We start from the raw sequence: 15,144 nt of genomic DNA on the forward strand, positions 1-15,144 counted from the left end.
TAACTACGAGCGTGGAGGTTGAAATGAAACGAGTGATAAAGAAAATAGTAGGAGTGCTAGTCCTTTTAGTAAGTATAGGATCATTCTATATGTGGAAGCAAGTTCAAAAGCATGGAAAAACGAGACAGCAAGAAATCAAGCAGAAATATATAGATGCGAAAACTGAGAAACCTATAATTCATCTTTTTGATGATAATAAATTTGTATTTATTGTACAAAAAGATGGTATAGGTGGGATAGCATTCGGTCAAGATTATATTTCGGTTTTGGATGTCCATCAAAAAGAGATCAATCAAAGTATGATTGATAGAGAGAAAAATGGTTCACCTAAAATTGCAAAAGATGAGTATTTTAATATTATTTCTTATGATTTGAATGCTACTGGCTTTCCAAGTAAAAAGACGGAAGTATATCAATTATTAGGGAAAAAAGAGTATCGAGGCGCGTACGATATCAGTCAGTATTATGCAGATAACAAGGATTACATACCGGTAACTTTGTATAAAGTTGGAAATAATGATAGTAGAAAAATCATAGTTGATATTTCGAATCAAAAAATTGAAGATCTTGAAAATTTTGAGGATTATGGGAAATCAACTTTTTCTGTCGCTGAGCAGGAATTGTCAAAGGGGAATGTATATAATAACATTCGACAAGCTATGCAAGAGAAGTACCATTTGAAATTCACAGCTGGTTATATTGATACCTTACTTTCAAAAGAAGATCGTGAAAAGATAGATATTTCCAATACAAATTTTGCACAAGACTATCCAGAAATGGCTAAGGATATAAAGAATTTAGCTCGTTTATATATGAGACCTAAACAGTACTCAACCAAAGAGTGGTTTGATACAGTTCTTCATTGGTTTGCACCAAAGGGGCAGGATGTGTTAGAGGTCTATGCGACGGATCCAAAGACTGGTGAGAAAACACAAATAAAATCCTACGATGAACTGCAGGTTTGGTCTGCTAATCATCCAGAGTAGAAAGGGTAAGAAATATTATGAAAAGAAAAAGTTACGTTGAAAATATTAAAAATAAAAATGAGTAAACAAATGGAACTAAAATTTAAAAATTCAAATATGACCTGTTTTCAGATTGTCCAGATAGATCAAGAATCGAAAAAGTATATCATGGATACGAGTACAATGAGTCCTAAGAGTTACTACTGGGGAATTAAAACAGATACGATTACAGTGGATATGGTGGAGATCGAAAAGAATAACAATCATTTCGAAATTAAGCCTACAACACCTGTCAGTACTACAATGGCAGCCATCATTGTCCAACCAATTGTCAAAGTTGGTTATGATGTTCTAAAGCGGCTTTTTATTCAAAACAATCTTAGTGAGCAAGTGTTATTAAAGTTATTGCTCTTTGCAATTTCAATGCTGATTTCTTATTTTGCCATTCTGATTTCATTAAAGGTGGCCCATAAAAAAGCAGATAAATGGATTCCTAAAAACAGCCGTAAATACACAGTTACCTTTAAAACTATTAAGAAAAGTAACGGAGGAGTATATCCTTTAGTCGGGGTAATTTTCATTTGTTTACTTTTCTTCCTTGGTGAAAATAATGGAACTGAAGGTGCTTTTTTGGTAATCAATGGAATCGTATCCTTATTCTTTTTCATGTTTACTCTTGGAAGTTTCCCAATTGCTCTTCCCTATAAGCAAGGTCAAATTGTTCTTGAAAACATAGAAGAACAATAGAAGTTTTGTGATATCGTAGGAGTTACATAATTGGCAAATACCATCAATTCAGAAAGTGATCGAATAAAATAAATGGAAGTTAATTTTAAAGCCTTGGATGTCTATTATTTTGGCATCCTTGAAATGAATGGAAAAAGGTATGTTTTAGATTCAAATTCGTTGACATCTAAACGTTACTATTGGGGATTTGCTCCTAAGGAGTTCAAGTTGGATATCATAGAGTTAGAGGCTTCAAATAGGAACTTTGACAAAAAGATTAAAATGGCTCCAGAAGGTAGACGTTCGATAGCGATAAGTATTAGTGTTGCACTTAGTTCGGCTCTATATAGAATAGGGGCTGGAATTTTTAGATATTATAGCATTAGTCAGAATCTCTATTTAAAAATCTTGTTATTTCTAATTTCAATTCTGGTAGCTTTTGTCATTTATAGGGGAATCCTTTGGAAATCTCGAAATGAAATTGCCAGACGACTCACACCCAATCGTCCAAAGTATAAGATTGTCTTTCGAAATGTAAAGAAGCAGCGACAATTTCATGCTTATCTTTTTCTAATTCCGATCTTTATGATGTTTGGATTCTATATGAATACTCATGATGGAACTGAAGCTTGTTTTCTTTATATCAATGGCATGTTGGCTTATCTTTGTATTTGGATAGAGTCAGGTAGTATTCCTATGGAATATGCATATCGTAAAGAATACATTGAATTTGATAGACTGGAAGCAATGGATGAGGATCAATCTGTTTACAAAGAAAATTAGAAGGAACTTTGCATGCTAAAAAAGCAAAAATTGAACACTTATCAAAAATGAATCTTCGTTACCGGATCTTACAAATGGACGGAGAGTCTTATTTAGTCGATGCCGATCGTCCATTTCTCATCAGCTATTTCTTTCCATGGATTTTAAGCTTCATCCCTCATCTAGCCTATCCTTTAACCAGGGAAGAAGTGCAGTCTCTAGCTCCTTCGGATCTTTCTAAAGCTCTCAATAAAAAAGATACTCAGAAGAAAGGTCTTGCTTCAGCTTTTGGTGGGGGTGCCACTGCCATGCTTTTGTCTAAAGCCTTTCCTATTGAAAAGTATCTCTATTTTTCTTCGCATGTGCTAAATCTGGGAATCTTGCTTCTAGTATATAGCCTTGTAATAGGGATTCGTATATGGATAAGCATTCGGAAACCGATGACCAACATTGTGAATCGCAACCACCCGATAAAGATATACCTCGTCGCAAATGATAGAAAGCATCGATTATCATCAATGATGGCTCCAACTTTTTTTGCTGGGTTGGTTGTATTTTCATCTAGTGCAATATTTAGTAATATTGCCCCAAACTTTATCCTTCATATAGTTTTGTTGTTATTTTTATCGATCTTCATGTTTTCAGGTAATGTGCTATTTTTTTCACCAGTGGTGGATTACAAAGTGAAAATAAAACCTCAGAATATTGCGGATCAATATGCAAAAAGTATTGCTGTATTTGAACTCTTTATGAAGAAGGGTGTGAATCTCTATCAAGATGTCACGACTCCAGCTGAGCTATCAAGAGATGGACAAGTCCATACAACACAGACTAAAGAAGAATTTGATCGATATTACGATTTGGAAAAGGCAAGTAAAGCCTATCATGAGATTGATTAAAGTAAGAAACGACAAAGGACAAGAACGATGATCGAAGAACGAATTTTTGCTGCTAAGCAGTATGTGAAAACCTTATTTGCTGATCGAGCGGATGGCCATGATGTGGAGCATACCCTCCGCGTCTATACCAATGCTATGAGAATCGCACAAGCAGAAGGGCCATGTGATCTGGAGATAGTGGGCTTGTCTGCTCTTCTTCACGATGCTGATGATGATAAATTGTTTCAAACAGAAAATAATGCGAATGCTCGTAAGTTTCTAGAAGAGATCGGTACTCCTAAAAACCAAATCGACCAGATTTGTCGGGTAATCAATGCTGTTTCTTTCAGCAAAAATCGCGGTAAACAACCAGAAACGTTAGAAGGCAAGATTGTCCAGGATGCAGACCGCCTGGATGCGATAGGAGCTGTAGGAATTGCGCGAACTTTTTCCTATGGTGGCCACAAAGGGAGACCCCTTACTGATACCGTCCAACATTTCCATGACAAGTTGTTCCTCTTAAAAGATGAAATGAACACGGAGACTACCAAACAAATGGCAGAAAGTCGCCATCAATTTTTAATCACCTTTCTAAATGAACTAGAGAAGGAACTCTAACAAGAACCCCTGTCTGAAATCATTTCAGACAGGGGTCTTTCTTTATTCTTGGATCATGGCTAGGAGATCCGTTCCTGTAGTGGTTGGAAGGATCCGAACTCGTTTGAGGGAATAGAGGCCATCAGCGGAGCTGGCGAGTCCATTTTTAGTGGTGAGGCCTAGTTTGTAGTCAGCTTTCTTGGCTTGGTCGATCGTGACCTGGCTGTAGCGACCAGATGGGTAGACGATAACGCTGGTATTTTGATCCAGCACCTTATCTAGCAGGCGTTTAGAAGCGACGAGCTCATTCTTTTGGGTCTCAAGGCTGGAATTGGCTAGGTCTGGATGATTGACCGTATGGCTTTCAAAGGTCAAACCAGCATGTTTCATCTCTTTGATTTGGTCAAAAGTCAGGACATTTTCTTTTTCCTTTTGGGTAAAGTCTGTGATGATATTGTTGGTGGCCGTCATCTTGTATTTCTTAAGAAGTGGATAGACGATGGTATAGAAATCCTCGACGCCATCATCAAAGGTCAGCCAGACATATTTCTTTCCTTTGGGCACTTCGTTCTTAGCGAGGATGCGATAGGCTTCCTCTGGTGTCAATGTGTAGTAACCCGCTTTTTTCAGGGCCTTTAGTTGGCTCTCAAAGGTTTCTGGATCGACAATTAGATTGGCATTGGCAGCTTCGGACTCAGCCATATTGTGCACGGAGTGGTACATGAGGATGGGCAGTTTGACCGGCTTTTTCACTCGGGTCCACTCGATAGAGGAGCTATCCTCCTCGAGAGAACGTGTCACAGCAGTGCCACTTGTATTTCCGTCACTGGGTTGAGTGATGCGCTTGATCAGAAGAAAGCTACAAATAAAGATACAGACCAGTAGGAAGGCATTGATTCCAAGTAGGGTTTTGATTTTTTTAGGTACTCTTCGTTTACTCATAGTGTCACCGCTTTCATTGTTTTCTTTATTGTACCACAAATTCTATGTTTTTTTCCAGAACTTGCTACAGGCTGATCCTGTCATGAAAATTCAGACTTTTTAAGGCAATTGGCTGTCAAACGCTCAAGATTTTGTTATAATGGAGCTACTATAGAAAATTCAAGGAGTCAATAGGATGTCTGTTAAGATTGCCTTACTAGGCTTTGGTACTGTTGCTAGTGGCGTACCATTTTTATTAAAAGAAAACCATGAAAAAATTACCCAGGCAGCTCAAGATGAAATCGAGATTGCCAAGGTCTTGGTTCGCGATGATGCGGAAAAGCAAAGCTTGCAAGCGGCTGGCCATGACTACAACTTTGTGACCAATGTCGATGAGATCATTGAAGACAAAGAGATTGCCATCGTGGTTGAATTGATGGGCCGGATTGAGCCAGCGAAGACCTTTATCACCCGTGCTCTTGAAGCAGGTAAGCATGTGGTCTCTGCTAACAAAGACCTTCTAGCTGTTCATGGAAGTGAATTGTTAGAGGTTGCTCAAAAACACCAAGTAGCTCTTTATTATGAAGCAGCTGTAGCGGGTGGGATCCCAATCCTTCGGACCTTGGTGAATTCTTTGGCTTCTGACAAGGTGACCAAAGTACTCGGTGTAGTCAATGGAACCTCCAACTTCATGATGACCAAAATGGTGGAAGAAGGCTGGACTTATGAAGATGCTTTAGCAGAAGCGCAACGCCTTGGTTACGCTGAAAGTGACCCAACCAATGACGTCGAAGGGATTGATGCAGCCTACAAGATGGTGATCTTGAGTCAATTTGCCTTTGGGATGAACATCCAATTTGACCAAGTAGGTCACAAAGGGATCAGCCAGATCACTCCACAAGATGTCTCTGTCGCTCAAAGCCTTGGTTATGTGATCAAACTGGTCGGCTCGATCGTTGAAACGCAATCAGGGATTGCAGCAGAGGTGACACCAACCTTCCTTCCAAAACAACACCCACTTGCTGGTGTGAATGACGTCATGAATGCGGTCTATGTGGAATCCATCGGGATTGGTGAGTCTATGTACTATGGACCAGGTGCTGGTCAAAAACCAACTGCGACAAGTGTCGTTGCCGACCTCGTTCGCATTGTCCGTCGTCTAAAAGAAGGAACGATCGGTAAAGCCTTCAATGAATACAGTCGTCCTCTTCAATTGGCTAAGCCTGAAGATGTGAAGAACAATTATTACTTCTCAATCAAGGCACCAGATGCGACTGGTCAAATCTTGCGTCTCGCGGAGATCTTTAATGCAGAAGGAGCTTCCTTCAAGCAAATCCTCCAAGAAAACTCTGATGGTCACTATGCAAGTGTGGTCATCATCACCCACCAAGTCAATCAAACCCAATTCAAGAACTTGGTTGAAAAACTGGATTCAGAGCCGAATTTCGAACTCTTGAATACCTTTAAGGTCTTGGGAGAATAAGCATGAAGATTATTGTTCCAGCAACCAGTGCCAATGTAGGGCCCGGATTTGATTCTGTTGGGATTGCCGTGACTCGTTATTTGACCATTGAAGTGCTTGAACCAGCAGATGCTTGGTTGATTGAGCATGATCTAGGAGCAGGGATTCCGACAGACGAGAAAAACCTCTTACTCTCAACAGCCCTGTCGATTGCCCCAGCTATTCAACCACATCATATCAAGATGACCAGTGAAGTGCCTTTGGCGCGTGGTCTTGGTTCTTCTAGTTCTGTCATTGTAGCAGGGATTGAATTGGCCAATCAACTAGCCAATCTCCAGCTATCAGATGCTGAGAAATTACGCATCGCGACCGAGATCGAAGGTCATCCGGATAATGTAGCTCCGGCTATCTTTGGAAATATGGTCATCGCTAGCTACATCGGTGAAGATGTCCAATATGTCACGGCTGACTTCCCAAGCTGTGACCTGGTGGCCTTTGTACCGAGCTACCAATTGAAGACCAGCGATAGCCGCAATGTCCTACCGAAAGAATGGTCTTATAAGGAAGCTGTTGCAGCTAGTAGCGTAGCCAATGTCGCTATCGCAGCTCTCCTCAAGGGAGATTTGCTGACGGCTGGTCGCTCCATCGAGTCAGATCATTTCCACGAACGCTACCGTCAATCTCTTGTCAAAGAGTTCCCTCAGGTCAAAGAAGTAGCGCATGCGCATGGGGCTTACGCTACCTATCTGTCAGGAGCAGGCCCAACGATCATGAACCTCTTAGCGCCAGAGCATACAGCAGCCTTTGTCGCAGCTCTCGAAGAACTCGGGCTAGATGGTCAGATTTTCCAACTTAAAATCGACACATTTGGCGTTCGTGTTGAGAATTAAACCCGAATGTAACACAAATGAAAGAAGGATGTATACGAATGTATATGTCCTTTTTGCTTCTCCTATGGTAGAATGGGAACAGTATGGGGAAAAGCTCAAGCTTTCCTGAAAATCTAGGGGGAAACATGAAACCAGAATATTTATATAGTATTGCTACCGATCTTGGTCTGCAATTTGATGGCGAAGCTCGTGTGATGTACGGGGAGCGTGAAGGCTTCTTGTTAGTCATTGAAGGAACGGAAACCAAAAATGTTTTTAACATTTCATTTAGTGCTAAGCAAGGATCAGAGGGAGACTTAATCGAAGACGGTGAGATTCTTTGGAATGAATTAAAAGAACAATCAAAAGCCATTAATGCCATCTCTTTTGATGGTTACTTGACTTCGATCGTCGTCAAAGGCGGAATGACCAAAGGGAAGGCTGTCGAAACCTTATGGACAGCTATCCAAGATATTGTTGATTTCTTACTCAACCACCAATTCGTGCAAGTGAATGCGGAGACGGGTGAGGAAGAACCGATCGGCCTCTATCAAATCGGTGATGCGATCTTTTTAATCGATGATGCAACCTTTAGAGCCTACGAAGCAGAAGTGCAAGACACGGTGGAGGCTTATGAAGCGCGGGAAGAAAACTTCCTCTTAGGGATTGTAGGGGCCGTGATCGGTGTGATCATCGGTGGAGCAGTTGCCCTCTTAGTAGCGCGTCTCGGCTATGTGTCTGTTTTGGCAGGTGCGGCCCTCGGTTTTTGTACCATCAAGGGTTATGAGATTCTTGGTAAAAAATTGACTAAAAAAGGTGTGGTAGTTTCAGCAATTTTGATGGTCTTGACCGTCTTTTTGGTCAACCAATTAGATTATACTTTGGCGCTTATGAGTGAACTGGATTTGCCATTTGGTATGACCTGGTCGCTTCTCAATGAAGCGACATTCCAAGGGGACGTCCCAGAAAACTTTTACTTGAATCTAGGCTTGCTAGCTGTCTTTACTCTTGGTGGTGCTTGGATTTCAGTCAAATCAGCTCTGGATGGACAAAAGAATCGTACCATCGCACGTAAAATTGCATAATAAAAGGTAAAAGGAAGGCCTGAATACTATGGGCCTTCTTTTGTTTTTTAGGGTCGAAAAATAGTCAAAAATTTGGTATAATAGTTTGTATTTTATATAGAGAGAGAACAGACAGAAAGATGATTGAAGAAATGAATCAAATTCTTGAAGGGATTGATATCCGTTTTCAAGAACCATTAAAACATTATACCTATACAAAGGTTGGGGGAAATGCTGAATTTCTGGCCTTTCCTCGCAACCAATACGAATTAAAACGCATTGTACGCTTTGCGAACCAGGAGAATATTCCATGGATGGTCCTGGGGAATTCTTCTAATATTATTGTCCGAGATGGGGGCATTCCTGGTTTTGTTATTATGTTTGATCGCTTGCGAGATATCAGTGTGGATGGTTATGTGGTCGAAGCAGAAGCAGGGGCTAAACTCATCGACACGACTCATGTAGCCTTGTATCATAGTTTGAAAGGTTTTGAGTTTGCTAGTGGCATTCCAGGCAGTGTTGGTGGTGCTGTCTTTATGAATGCGGGAGCCTATGGAGGAGAGATTGCGCATGTCCTTGTATCCTGTAAGGTCTTGACCAAAGAGGGGGAAATCGAAACTCTGTCAGCGAGTGAACTAGCTTTCGGTTACCGTCATTCTAAGATTCAAGAGACAGGTGCTGTCGTCATCTCTGCCAAATTTGCTTTGTCTCCAGGTAATCACGAGCAAATCAAACAGGAGATGGAGCGTTTGACCCATCTTCGTCAGCTCAAGCAACCTCTTGAATACCCTTCCTGTGGATCGGTCTTTAAGCGTCCAGTAGGCCATTTCGCTGGTCAGTTGATTAGTGAAGCAGGACTAAAAGGCTATCGAATCGGTGGTGTGGAAGTTTCTGAAAAGCATGCTGGCTTTATGGTCAATGTGGACAATGGAACAGCTAAGGACTACGAAGACCTGATCGCCCATGTCATTGAGGCAGTAGAAGCTCACTCAGGCGTCCGTTTAGAACCAGAAGTTCGCATTATCGGCCAAGCCTAAGAATGTTAGTATTGAAGAACAGTTGATAGTGTAAACATCGATAGCATCAGTCGGAAAGGGGGTGAGTGCCTATCGATACCGTAAATAGGTGGGGCAGTCTAGTAAGTCCCCGAGAGGTATTGGTGGTCTGACAGGTCTTCCTGTCAGCCGCTGCGTTTTCGTTTGAAAAGCAGTTTGGTAATCGTAGTAAAGAAGGAATTTATGTGAATTGAAAAAACCAATTATTGAGTTTAAAAATGTTACAAAGGTCTTTGAAGATAGCGGAACCGTTGTCCTAAAGGATATCAATTTTGAATTGGAAGAAGGGAAGTTCTATACCCTGCTCGGTGCATCTGGATCAGGAAAATCAACTATCCTGAATATCATTGCCGGTCTTTTAGATGCTAGCTCTGGAGATGTCTACCTTGATGGGGAACGGATCAATGATGTCCCTACCAACAAGCGGGATGTCCACACCGTCTTTCAGTCCTATGCCCTGTTTCCTCATATGACGGTCTTTGAAAATGTGGCTTTCCCCCTTCGTTTGAAAAAGCTGGACAAGGCTGAGATCGAACGTCGGGTTTCAGAAGTATTGAAAATGGTCCAGTTAGCAGGATTTGAAAAACGCTCGATCCAAAAATTATCGGGTGGTCAACGCCAGCGGGTAGCTATTGCACGGGCTATTATCAATGAACCACGAGTGGTCCTTTTAGATGAGCCCTTGTCAGCTCTTGATTTGAAACTTCGAACAGACATGCAGTATGAGTTGCGGGAATTGCAACAACGTTTGGGCATTACCTTTGTCTTTGTTACCCACGACCAAGAAGAAGCTCTTGCCATGAGTGACTGGATCTTTGTCATGAATGAAGGAGAGATCGTCCAATCTGGTACACCAGTTGATATCTATGATGAACCGATCAACCACTTTGTAGCGACTTTTATCGGGGAGTCCAACATCCTAGATGGTCGCATGATCGAGGACTACTTGGTTGAGTTCAATGGCAAACGCTTTGAAGCGGTCGACGGGGGGATGCGTCCAAATGAACCAGTTGAAGTCGTCATTCGTCCAGAAGACTTGCGCATCACTCTTCCTGAAGAAGGCAAGCTCCAAGTCAAGGTGGACACCCAGCTCTTCCGTGGAGTGCATTACGAGATCATTGCCTATGATGATTTGGAAAATGAGTGGATGATTCACTCGACTCGTAAGGCCATCGTGGGAGAAGTCATCGGGTTAGACTTTGAACCAGAAGACATCCACGTCATGCGTCTCAATGAAACCGAAGAAGAATTCGATGCACGGATCGAAGAGTACGTTGAAGTGGAAGAGCAAGAAGCTGGTTTGATTAATGCCATTGAGGAGGAAAGAGATGAAGAAAACAACCTCTAATCTATTTATCCTCCCCTATTTCTTGTGGATTTTTCTCTTTGTCTTGGCTCCTGTAGTCATGATTATCTTTCAATCCTTTTTTAACGTTGAAGGGCAGTTTTCACTTGAAAACTACAAAGAGTTCTTTACTTCGCAAAATCTGACCTATTTAAAGATGAGCTTTAATTCGGTTCTTTATGCCGGAATCGTCACCTTGGTGACGCTCTTGATCTCCTACCCGACTGCTTACTTTTTGACGCTGCTCAAACACCGGCAGTTGTGGTTGATGTTGATCGTTTTGCCAACCTGGGTCAATCTCTTGCTCAAGGCCTATGCCTTTATCGGAATCTTTGGTCAAGACGGCTCTATTAATAGCTTTTTAAGCTTTCTCGGAGTCGCGCCCCAGCAGATCCTCTTTACCGATTTCTCCTTTATCTTTGTAGCCAGCTACATCGAGTTGCCTTTCATGATCTTGCCGATCTTTAATGTCTTAGATGACTTAGATCCAAACTTGATCAATGCTAGCTATGATTTGGGAGCCAATCGTTGGGATACCTTCCGTCGTGTGGTCTTCCCCTTGTCCATGAATGGAGTCCGTTCAGGTGTGCAGTCTGTCTTTATTCCTAGTCTGAGTCTCTTCATGTTGACACGGATGATCGGTGGAAACCGCGTCATTACCTTAGGGACTGCGATTGAACAGCACTTCCTGACAACACAAAACTGGGGAATGGGTTCTACCATCGGAGTTGTTCTGATCCTTGCCATGCTCTTGACCATGTGGGCAACGAGAGAAAGGAGAGAACGATGAAAAAAGTATCTCATTTCTATCTAGGTTTCGTCTTTCTGATCCTCTATCTTCCTATCTTCTATTTGATCTTTTATGCTTTCAATAAAGGGGGAGATATGAATGCCTTCACGGGCTTTACGCTTGAGCATTTCAACGAGTTGTTCGCAGATAGTCGCCTGATGCTGATCTTATCAGAGACTTTCCTGTTGGCCTTCTTGTCAGCCTTGATTGCGACGGTGATCGGAACCTTTGGAGCCATTTATATTTATCAATCTAAGAAGAAGTTAGAAGGACCATTGCTTTCCATCAACAACATTCTCATGGTAGCGCCAGATGTTATGATCGGGGCCAGCTTCTTGATTCTCTTTACGACGGTGAAGTACCAGTTAGGTTTCCTATCTGTTCTGGCTAGTCATGTGGCTTTCTCGATTCCCATTGTAGTCTTGATGGTCTTGCCGCGCCTCAAGGAAATGAACCGGGATATGGTTAATGCTGCCTATGACTTAGGAGCTACCCAAGTGCAAATGCTCAAAGAGATCATGTTGCCGTATCTGACACCAGCCATTATTGCGGGCTACTTTATGGCCTTTACCTATTCTCTTGATGACTTTGCCGTGACCTTCTTTGTAACCGGAAATGGTTTTACAACCTTGTCTGTAGAGATCTACTCACGTGCTCGTCAGGGAATTTCCCTCAGCATCAATGCCTTGTCAGCCCTTGTCTTTCTCTTTAGTGTGCTCTTGGTCATCGGTTATTACTTTATCACCCGTGAAAAGGAGGAAGCAGCATGAAAAAACTCTATTCATTCCTAACAGGGATTGTCATGGTGATCTTGATCCTCTGGGGAATTAGCCACCAGATCGAAGCCAGCATGAATACCAAGAATAGTGACAAGTTGGTCATCTACAACTGGGGAGATTATGTTGATCCTGAATTGCTCCAGGAATTCACCAAAGAGACGGGAATTCAGGTGCAATATGATACCTTTGATTCCAACGAAGCCATGTACACCAAGATCAAGCAGGGGGGCACGACCTACGATATTGCCATTCCGAGTGAATACATGATTGCCAAGATGATGGATGAGCATTTGGTTGAAAAATTGGATCAATCCAAGATCAAAGGGATGGAAAACATTGATCCAAAACTGTTGAACCAATCGTTTGATCCGGGCAACCAATATTCCGTTCCTTATTTCTGGGGTACCTTGGGGATCGTCTACAATACCAAGATGGTCAAAGAAGTTCCAGAACATTGGTCTGATCTCTGGCGTGAAGAGTACAAAAATGACATCATGATGTACGATGGTGCGCGTGAGGTGATGGGAATTGGTCTCAATACCTTAGGCTATAGTCTCAATGAAAAGGATCCCAAAAAATTGCAAGAGGCAGTAGATAAACTCTACACCTTGACGCCAAACATCAAAGCTTTGGTGGCCGATGAGATGAAAGGCTATATGATCCAAAACAATGCAGCTATTGGGGTGACTTTCTCAGGAGAAGCCAGCCAAATGCTGGATGCCAATAAGGATCTTCGCTATGTCGTTCCAACTGAAGCCAGCAACCTTTGGTTTGATAACATTGTCATTCCAAAAACCGTGAAAAATAAAGAAGCAGCATATGCCTTTATTAACTTCATGCTTCGTCCTAAAAACGCTTTGAAAAATGCTCTTTATGTCGGCTACTCAACGCCAAATAAAAAAGCTAAAGCTATGTTGCCAAAAGAAATCCAAAATGACCAAGCCTTCTATCCAAGCGATGAAACACTGGACCATTTGGAAGTTTATCAACAATTAGGCAAGAAATTGCTTGGAGTCTATAACGATCTTTACCTTCAGGTCAAGATGTACCGAAAATAACACAAAAGGAACCTCCGGGTTCCTTTTTGATTGCAGGTAAACTCCTCTTAGAAACTTTCCTTAAGTGAGTACGGACGTCAGCGAACTTCGAAGAAGTTCCATGACTTAGTTTTGGACCTAAGGTTCCAAAACTCCCGAGTGCTAGAAACAATGGTGTTTCTAGCACTTTTCTCACAGCGGAAAGTTTCATTATATATTTAGATACTTTACAAAAATGCAACATTTGAATTTTTAGCATCATTTAGGTTGTTATTTGTAAAAAAGGATTATCTATATTCTAGCAGAACACCGCAGGTTCTTTTATGATTGCTGCATAAAGTCTCTAACTAGTGAGTTAGATTGAGATTCAAATGAAAGATGCTATAATAGTAAAGAAAGTAACTGGCCCATTCAGTCATGAAAGGAAGGATTGGAGAAGATTAAATGAAGAGACGTGTGGAACTATTTTTGATCATTTTGTTACCGATACTAGGACTGGTTTTTCTTGGAGGAAAAATCATGACCCTGACCAAAAGACCCGAACAGAAGGTATCAGCCTCATCCTCAAAGAAAGTTGTACAAAAATCAAAAGAAGAAATAAAAAAAGAACAAGTAGCATACCTCAAAGAACACGAGCAGGAAATTGTTGATTATGTGAAGGCTCAAAATTCAAAAATTGAGTCAGTTCAGATTGATTGGACTGATGTGAGATGGAGTGATGGAGGATTCTTGTTTCCTGATTATTCTATTGAAGTTTATGGAACAGTAAATCATATTGAAAATTCTGGATGGAGCGCCTCTATGCCGATAAATGATGACGATTCAATTGATTTGAAAAAAATTTCCATATTTAACCATATAACCATCGGTGAAGAAATATTGGAGTAGTAGTTTTTTGAACTATGTTGAAATTTAAGGATAAATTATGAAGAAACATACTAAAATTATTTTGCTAACAGTAACATCAATAGTTGCTTTATTTAGTATCGAAGGATGCACTATAAAATCAAAAGAGCAAACAAAACAAGCCTCAATTGCAACTTCTTCGACAAGCAGAGAGGACAAAGAAGCCATTAAACAAAAACAGCTCGCCTATCTGAAAGAACACGAGCAAGAAATGACAGCCTATGTGAAAGCACAAAATGCCAATATTCATCAGGTGTCTTATGACTGGGACAGTATTAAAACAGTTGTAGGAGGTAATGGAACACCTCAGGGAGGTGACGAAATACTATTAGTTTATGGTTATGCCAATGGAAGTGATCTAACAAATTTTAGTCTGAATTTTACGTTAGACGAAAATAGGATGCCAAAAATAGATTCAATTGGTTCAGACAATTTGTATCGAGTAGAAAAGAATTGATTCGTCCGTTAGACAATTAGAGATGCAATAGAGGAATCACCTTTAAACGAAAAAATTATGAAAAAACAAATAAATAATCTGGCGATCGCACTTGCTTTCGTTTCAACACTTGGATGTCTAGTAGGATGTGTGAAGCAAGAACGCGAAAAGAGCAGACAAGCGCAAACTGTCACCTCTTCAACCACAAAAGAGGACAAAGAAGCCATTAAACAAAAGCAGCTTGCCTATTTGAGAGAACATGAAAAAGAAATCGTCGATTTTGTGAAAGCCCAAAATCCGAAAATCGAATCCGTTCAGATTGATTGGAATAGTATGCAAATTGAAGAGTCTGGAAACGGAACGCCTCAGGGTGGTGGATACAATTTATCTATTTCTGGTCAGATTAATCAATTAGAAAACAAAAAATTCTCCGTTGATTTTTACCTAGAAGATCAAAATAGCATACCAACTATCAAAAAAATGGGGATGCTAAATGATATCTATATCGAGGAAAACGGTGGCTGGAAAATTTTTTCCTAAGTAAATAGAAGG

At 41.0% G+C, this 15,144-nt stretch carries 17 protein-coding genes; 16 read left to right on the forward strand and 1 reads right to left on the reverse strand.

The features are described from left to right. The first annotated feature begins 23 nt into the window (after window positions 1–23). From O3626_RS06185 to O3626_RS06205, 5 genes are all read left to right on the forward strand, one after another. Window positions 24–986 (forward strand): hypothetical protein, encoded by a 963-nt coding sequence (locus O3626_RS06185; protein WP_049472565.1) that lies wholly within the window; start codon window positions 24–26, stop codon window positions 984–986. Between the two features lie 69 nt (window positions 987–1,055). Next, window positions 1,056–1,712, forward strand: coding sequence for a DUF443 family protein (locus tag O3626_RS06190; protein WP_080976945.1), 657 nt, complete (start codon window positions 1,056–1,058; stop codon window positions 1,710–1,712). 72 nt (window positions 1,713–1,784) lie between these two features. Continuing rightward, window positions 1,785–2,474, forward strand: a complete 690-nt coding sequence (locus O3626_RS06195; protein ID WP_049472564.1) for a tandem five-TM protein — start codon at window positions 1,785–1,787, stop codon at window positions 2,472–2,474. A gap of 8 nt (window positions 2,475–2,482) precedes the next feature. Continuing rightward, window positions 2,483–3,352: a DUF443 family protein gene (locus O3626_RS06200; RefSeq protein ID WP_049472563.1), complete on the forward strand. Its 870-nt coding sequence runs from the start codon at window positions 2,483–2,485 to the stop codon at window positions 3,350–3,352. A 27-nt stretch (window positions 3,353–3,379) separates the two neighbouring features. Further along, window positions 3,380–3,949, forward strand: coding sequence for an HD domain-containing protein (locus tag O3626_RS06205; RefSeq protein WP_049472562.1), 570 nt, complete (start codon window positions 3,380–3,382; stop codon window positions 3,947–3,949). 42 nt (window positions 3,950–3,991) lie between these two features. Here the strand turns inward: O3626_RS06205 and O3626_RS06210 are convergent, their stop codons facing one another. Beyond that, window positions 3,992–4,870 (reverse strand): polysaccharide deacetylase family protein, encoded by an 879-nt coding sequence (locus tag O3626_RS06210; protein WP_049472561.1) that lies wholly within the window; start codon window positions 4,868–4,870, stop codon window positions 3,992–3,994. A gap of 175 nt (window positions 4,871–5,045) precedes the next feature. On the opposite strand from O3626_RS06210, the gene O3626_RS06215 reads away from it, so the two are divergent. The 11 genes from O3626_RS06215 (at window position 5,046) to O3626_RS06265 (ending at window position 15,132) form a co-directional block, all read left to right on the forward strand. After that, window positions 5,046–6,332 (forward strand): homoserine dehydrogenase, encoded by a 1,287-nt coding sequence (locus tag O3626_RS06215; protein ID WP_371495897.1) that lies wholly within the window; start codon window positions 5,046–5,048, stop codon window positions 6,330–6,332. A gap of 2 nt (window positions 6,333–6,334) precedes the next feature. Further along, window positions 6,335–7,201 carry a homoserine kinase gene (gene thrB, locus O3626_RS06220; RefSeq protein WP_371495899.1) on the forward strand — a complete coding sequence of 289 codons (867 nt, stop codon included), beginning with the start codon at window positions 6,335–6,337 and terminating at the stop codon, window positions 7,199–7,201. An 83-nt stretch (window positions 7,202–7,284) separates the two neighbouring features. Next, window positions 7,285–8,265 carry a hypothetical protein gene (locus O3626_RS06225; RefSeq protein WP_371495901.1) on the forward strand — a complete coding sequence of 327 codons (981 nt, stop codon included), beginning with the start codon at window positions 7,285–7,287 and terminating at the stop codon, window positions 8,263–8,265. 119 nt (window positions 8,266–8,384) lie between these two features. Next, complete coding sequence (gene murB / locus O3626_RS06230) at window positions 8,385–9,281, forward strand: UDP-N-acetylmuramate dehydrogenase (RefSeq protein WP_371495903.1); 897 nt, start codon at window positions 8,385–8,387, stop codon at window positions 9,279–9,281. Between the two features lie 208 nt (window positions 9,282–9,489). After that, entirely contained in the window at window positions 9,490–10,647 is a 1,158-nt protein-coding gene (locus tag O3626_RS06235) for an ABC transporter ATP-binding protein (protein WP_371495905.1), read from the forward strand. Next, the gene (locus O3626_RS06240; RefSeq protein ID WP_223346177.1) at window positions 10,628–11,434 is read left to right on the forward strand and encodes an ABC transporter permease; all 807 of its coding nucleotides are present in this window, start codon (window positions 10,628–10,630) and stop codon (window positions 11,432–11,434) included. The genes O3626_RS06235 and O3626_RS06240 overlap by 20 nt, the downstream gene beginning before the upstream one ends. Then, the gene (locus O3626_RS06245) at window positions 11,431–12,204 is read left to right on the forward strand and encodes an ABC transporter permease (protein WP_003002847.1); all 774 of its coding nucleotides are present in this window, start codon (window positions 11,431–11,433) and stop codon (window positions 12,202–12,204) included. The genes O3626_RS06240 and O3626_RS06245 overlap by 4 nt, the downstream gene beginning before the upstream one ends. Beyond that, complete coding sequence (locus O3626_RS06250) at window positions 12,201–13,271, forward strand: PotD/PotF family extracellular solute-binding protein (protein WP_371495907.1); 1,071 nt, start codon at window positions 12,201–12,203, stop codon at window positions 13,269–13,271. Before O3626_RS06245 ends, O3626_RS06250 begins: the two co-directional genes overlap by 4 nt. A 423-nt stretch (window positions 13,272–13,694) precedes the next feature. Then, the gene (locus tag O3626_RS06255; RefSeq protein WP_371495909.1) at window positions 13,695–14,138 is read left to right on the forward strand and encodes a hypothetical protein; all 444 of its coding nucleotides are present in this window, start codon (window positions 13,695–13,697) and stop codon (window positions 14,136–14,138) included. 37 nt (window positions 14,139–14,175) lie between these two features. After that, window positions 14,176–14,613, forward strand: coding sequence for a hypothetical protein (locus tag O3626_RS06260; protein WP_201037534.1), 438 nt, complete (start codon window positions 14,176–14,178; stop codon window positions 14,611–14,613). A 57-nt stretch (window positions 14,614–14,670) separates the two neighbouring features. Then, entirely contained in the window at window positions 14,671–15,132 is a 462-nt protein-coding gene (locus O3626_RS06265; RefSeq protein ID WP_371495911.1) for a hypothetical protein, read from the forward strand. Window positions 15,133–15,144: the final 12 nt, after the last annotated feature.

The organism is Streptococcus sp. 20925_1_77 (genome assembly GCF_041432125.1).
In the GTDB taxonomy this organism is placed as follows: domain Bacteria; phylum Bacillota; class Bacilli; order Lactobacillales; family Streptococcaceae; genus Streptococcus.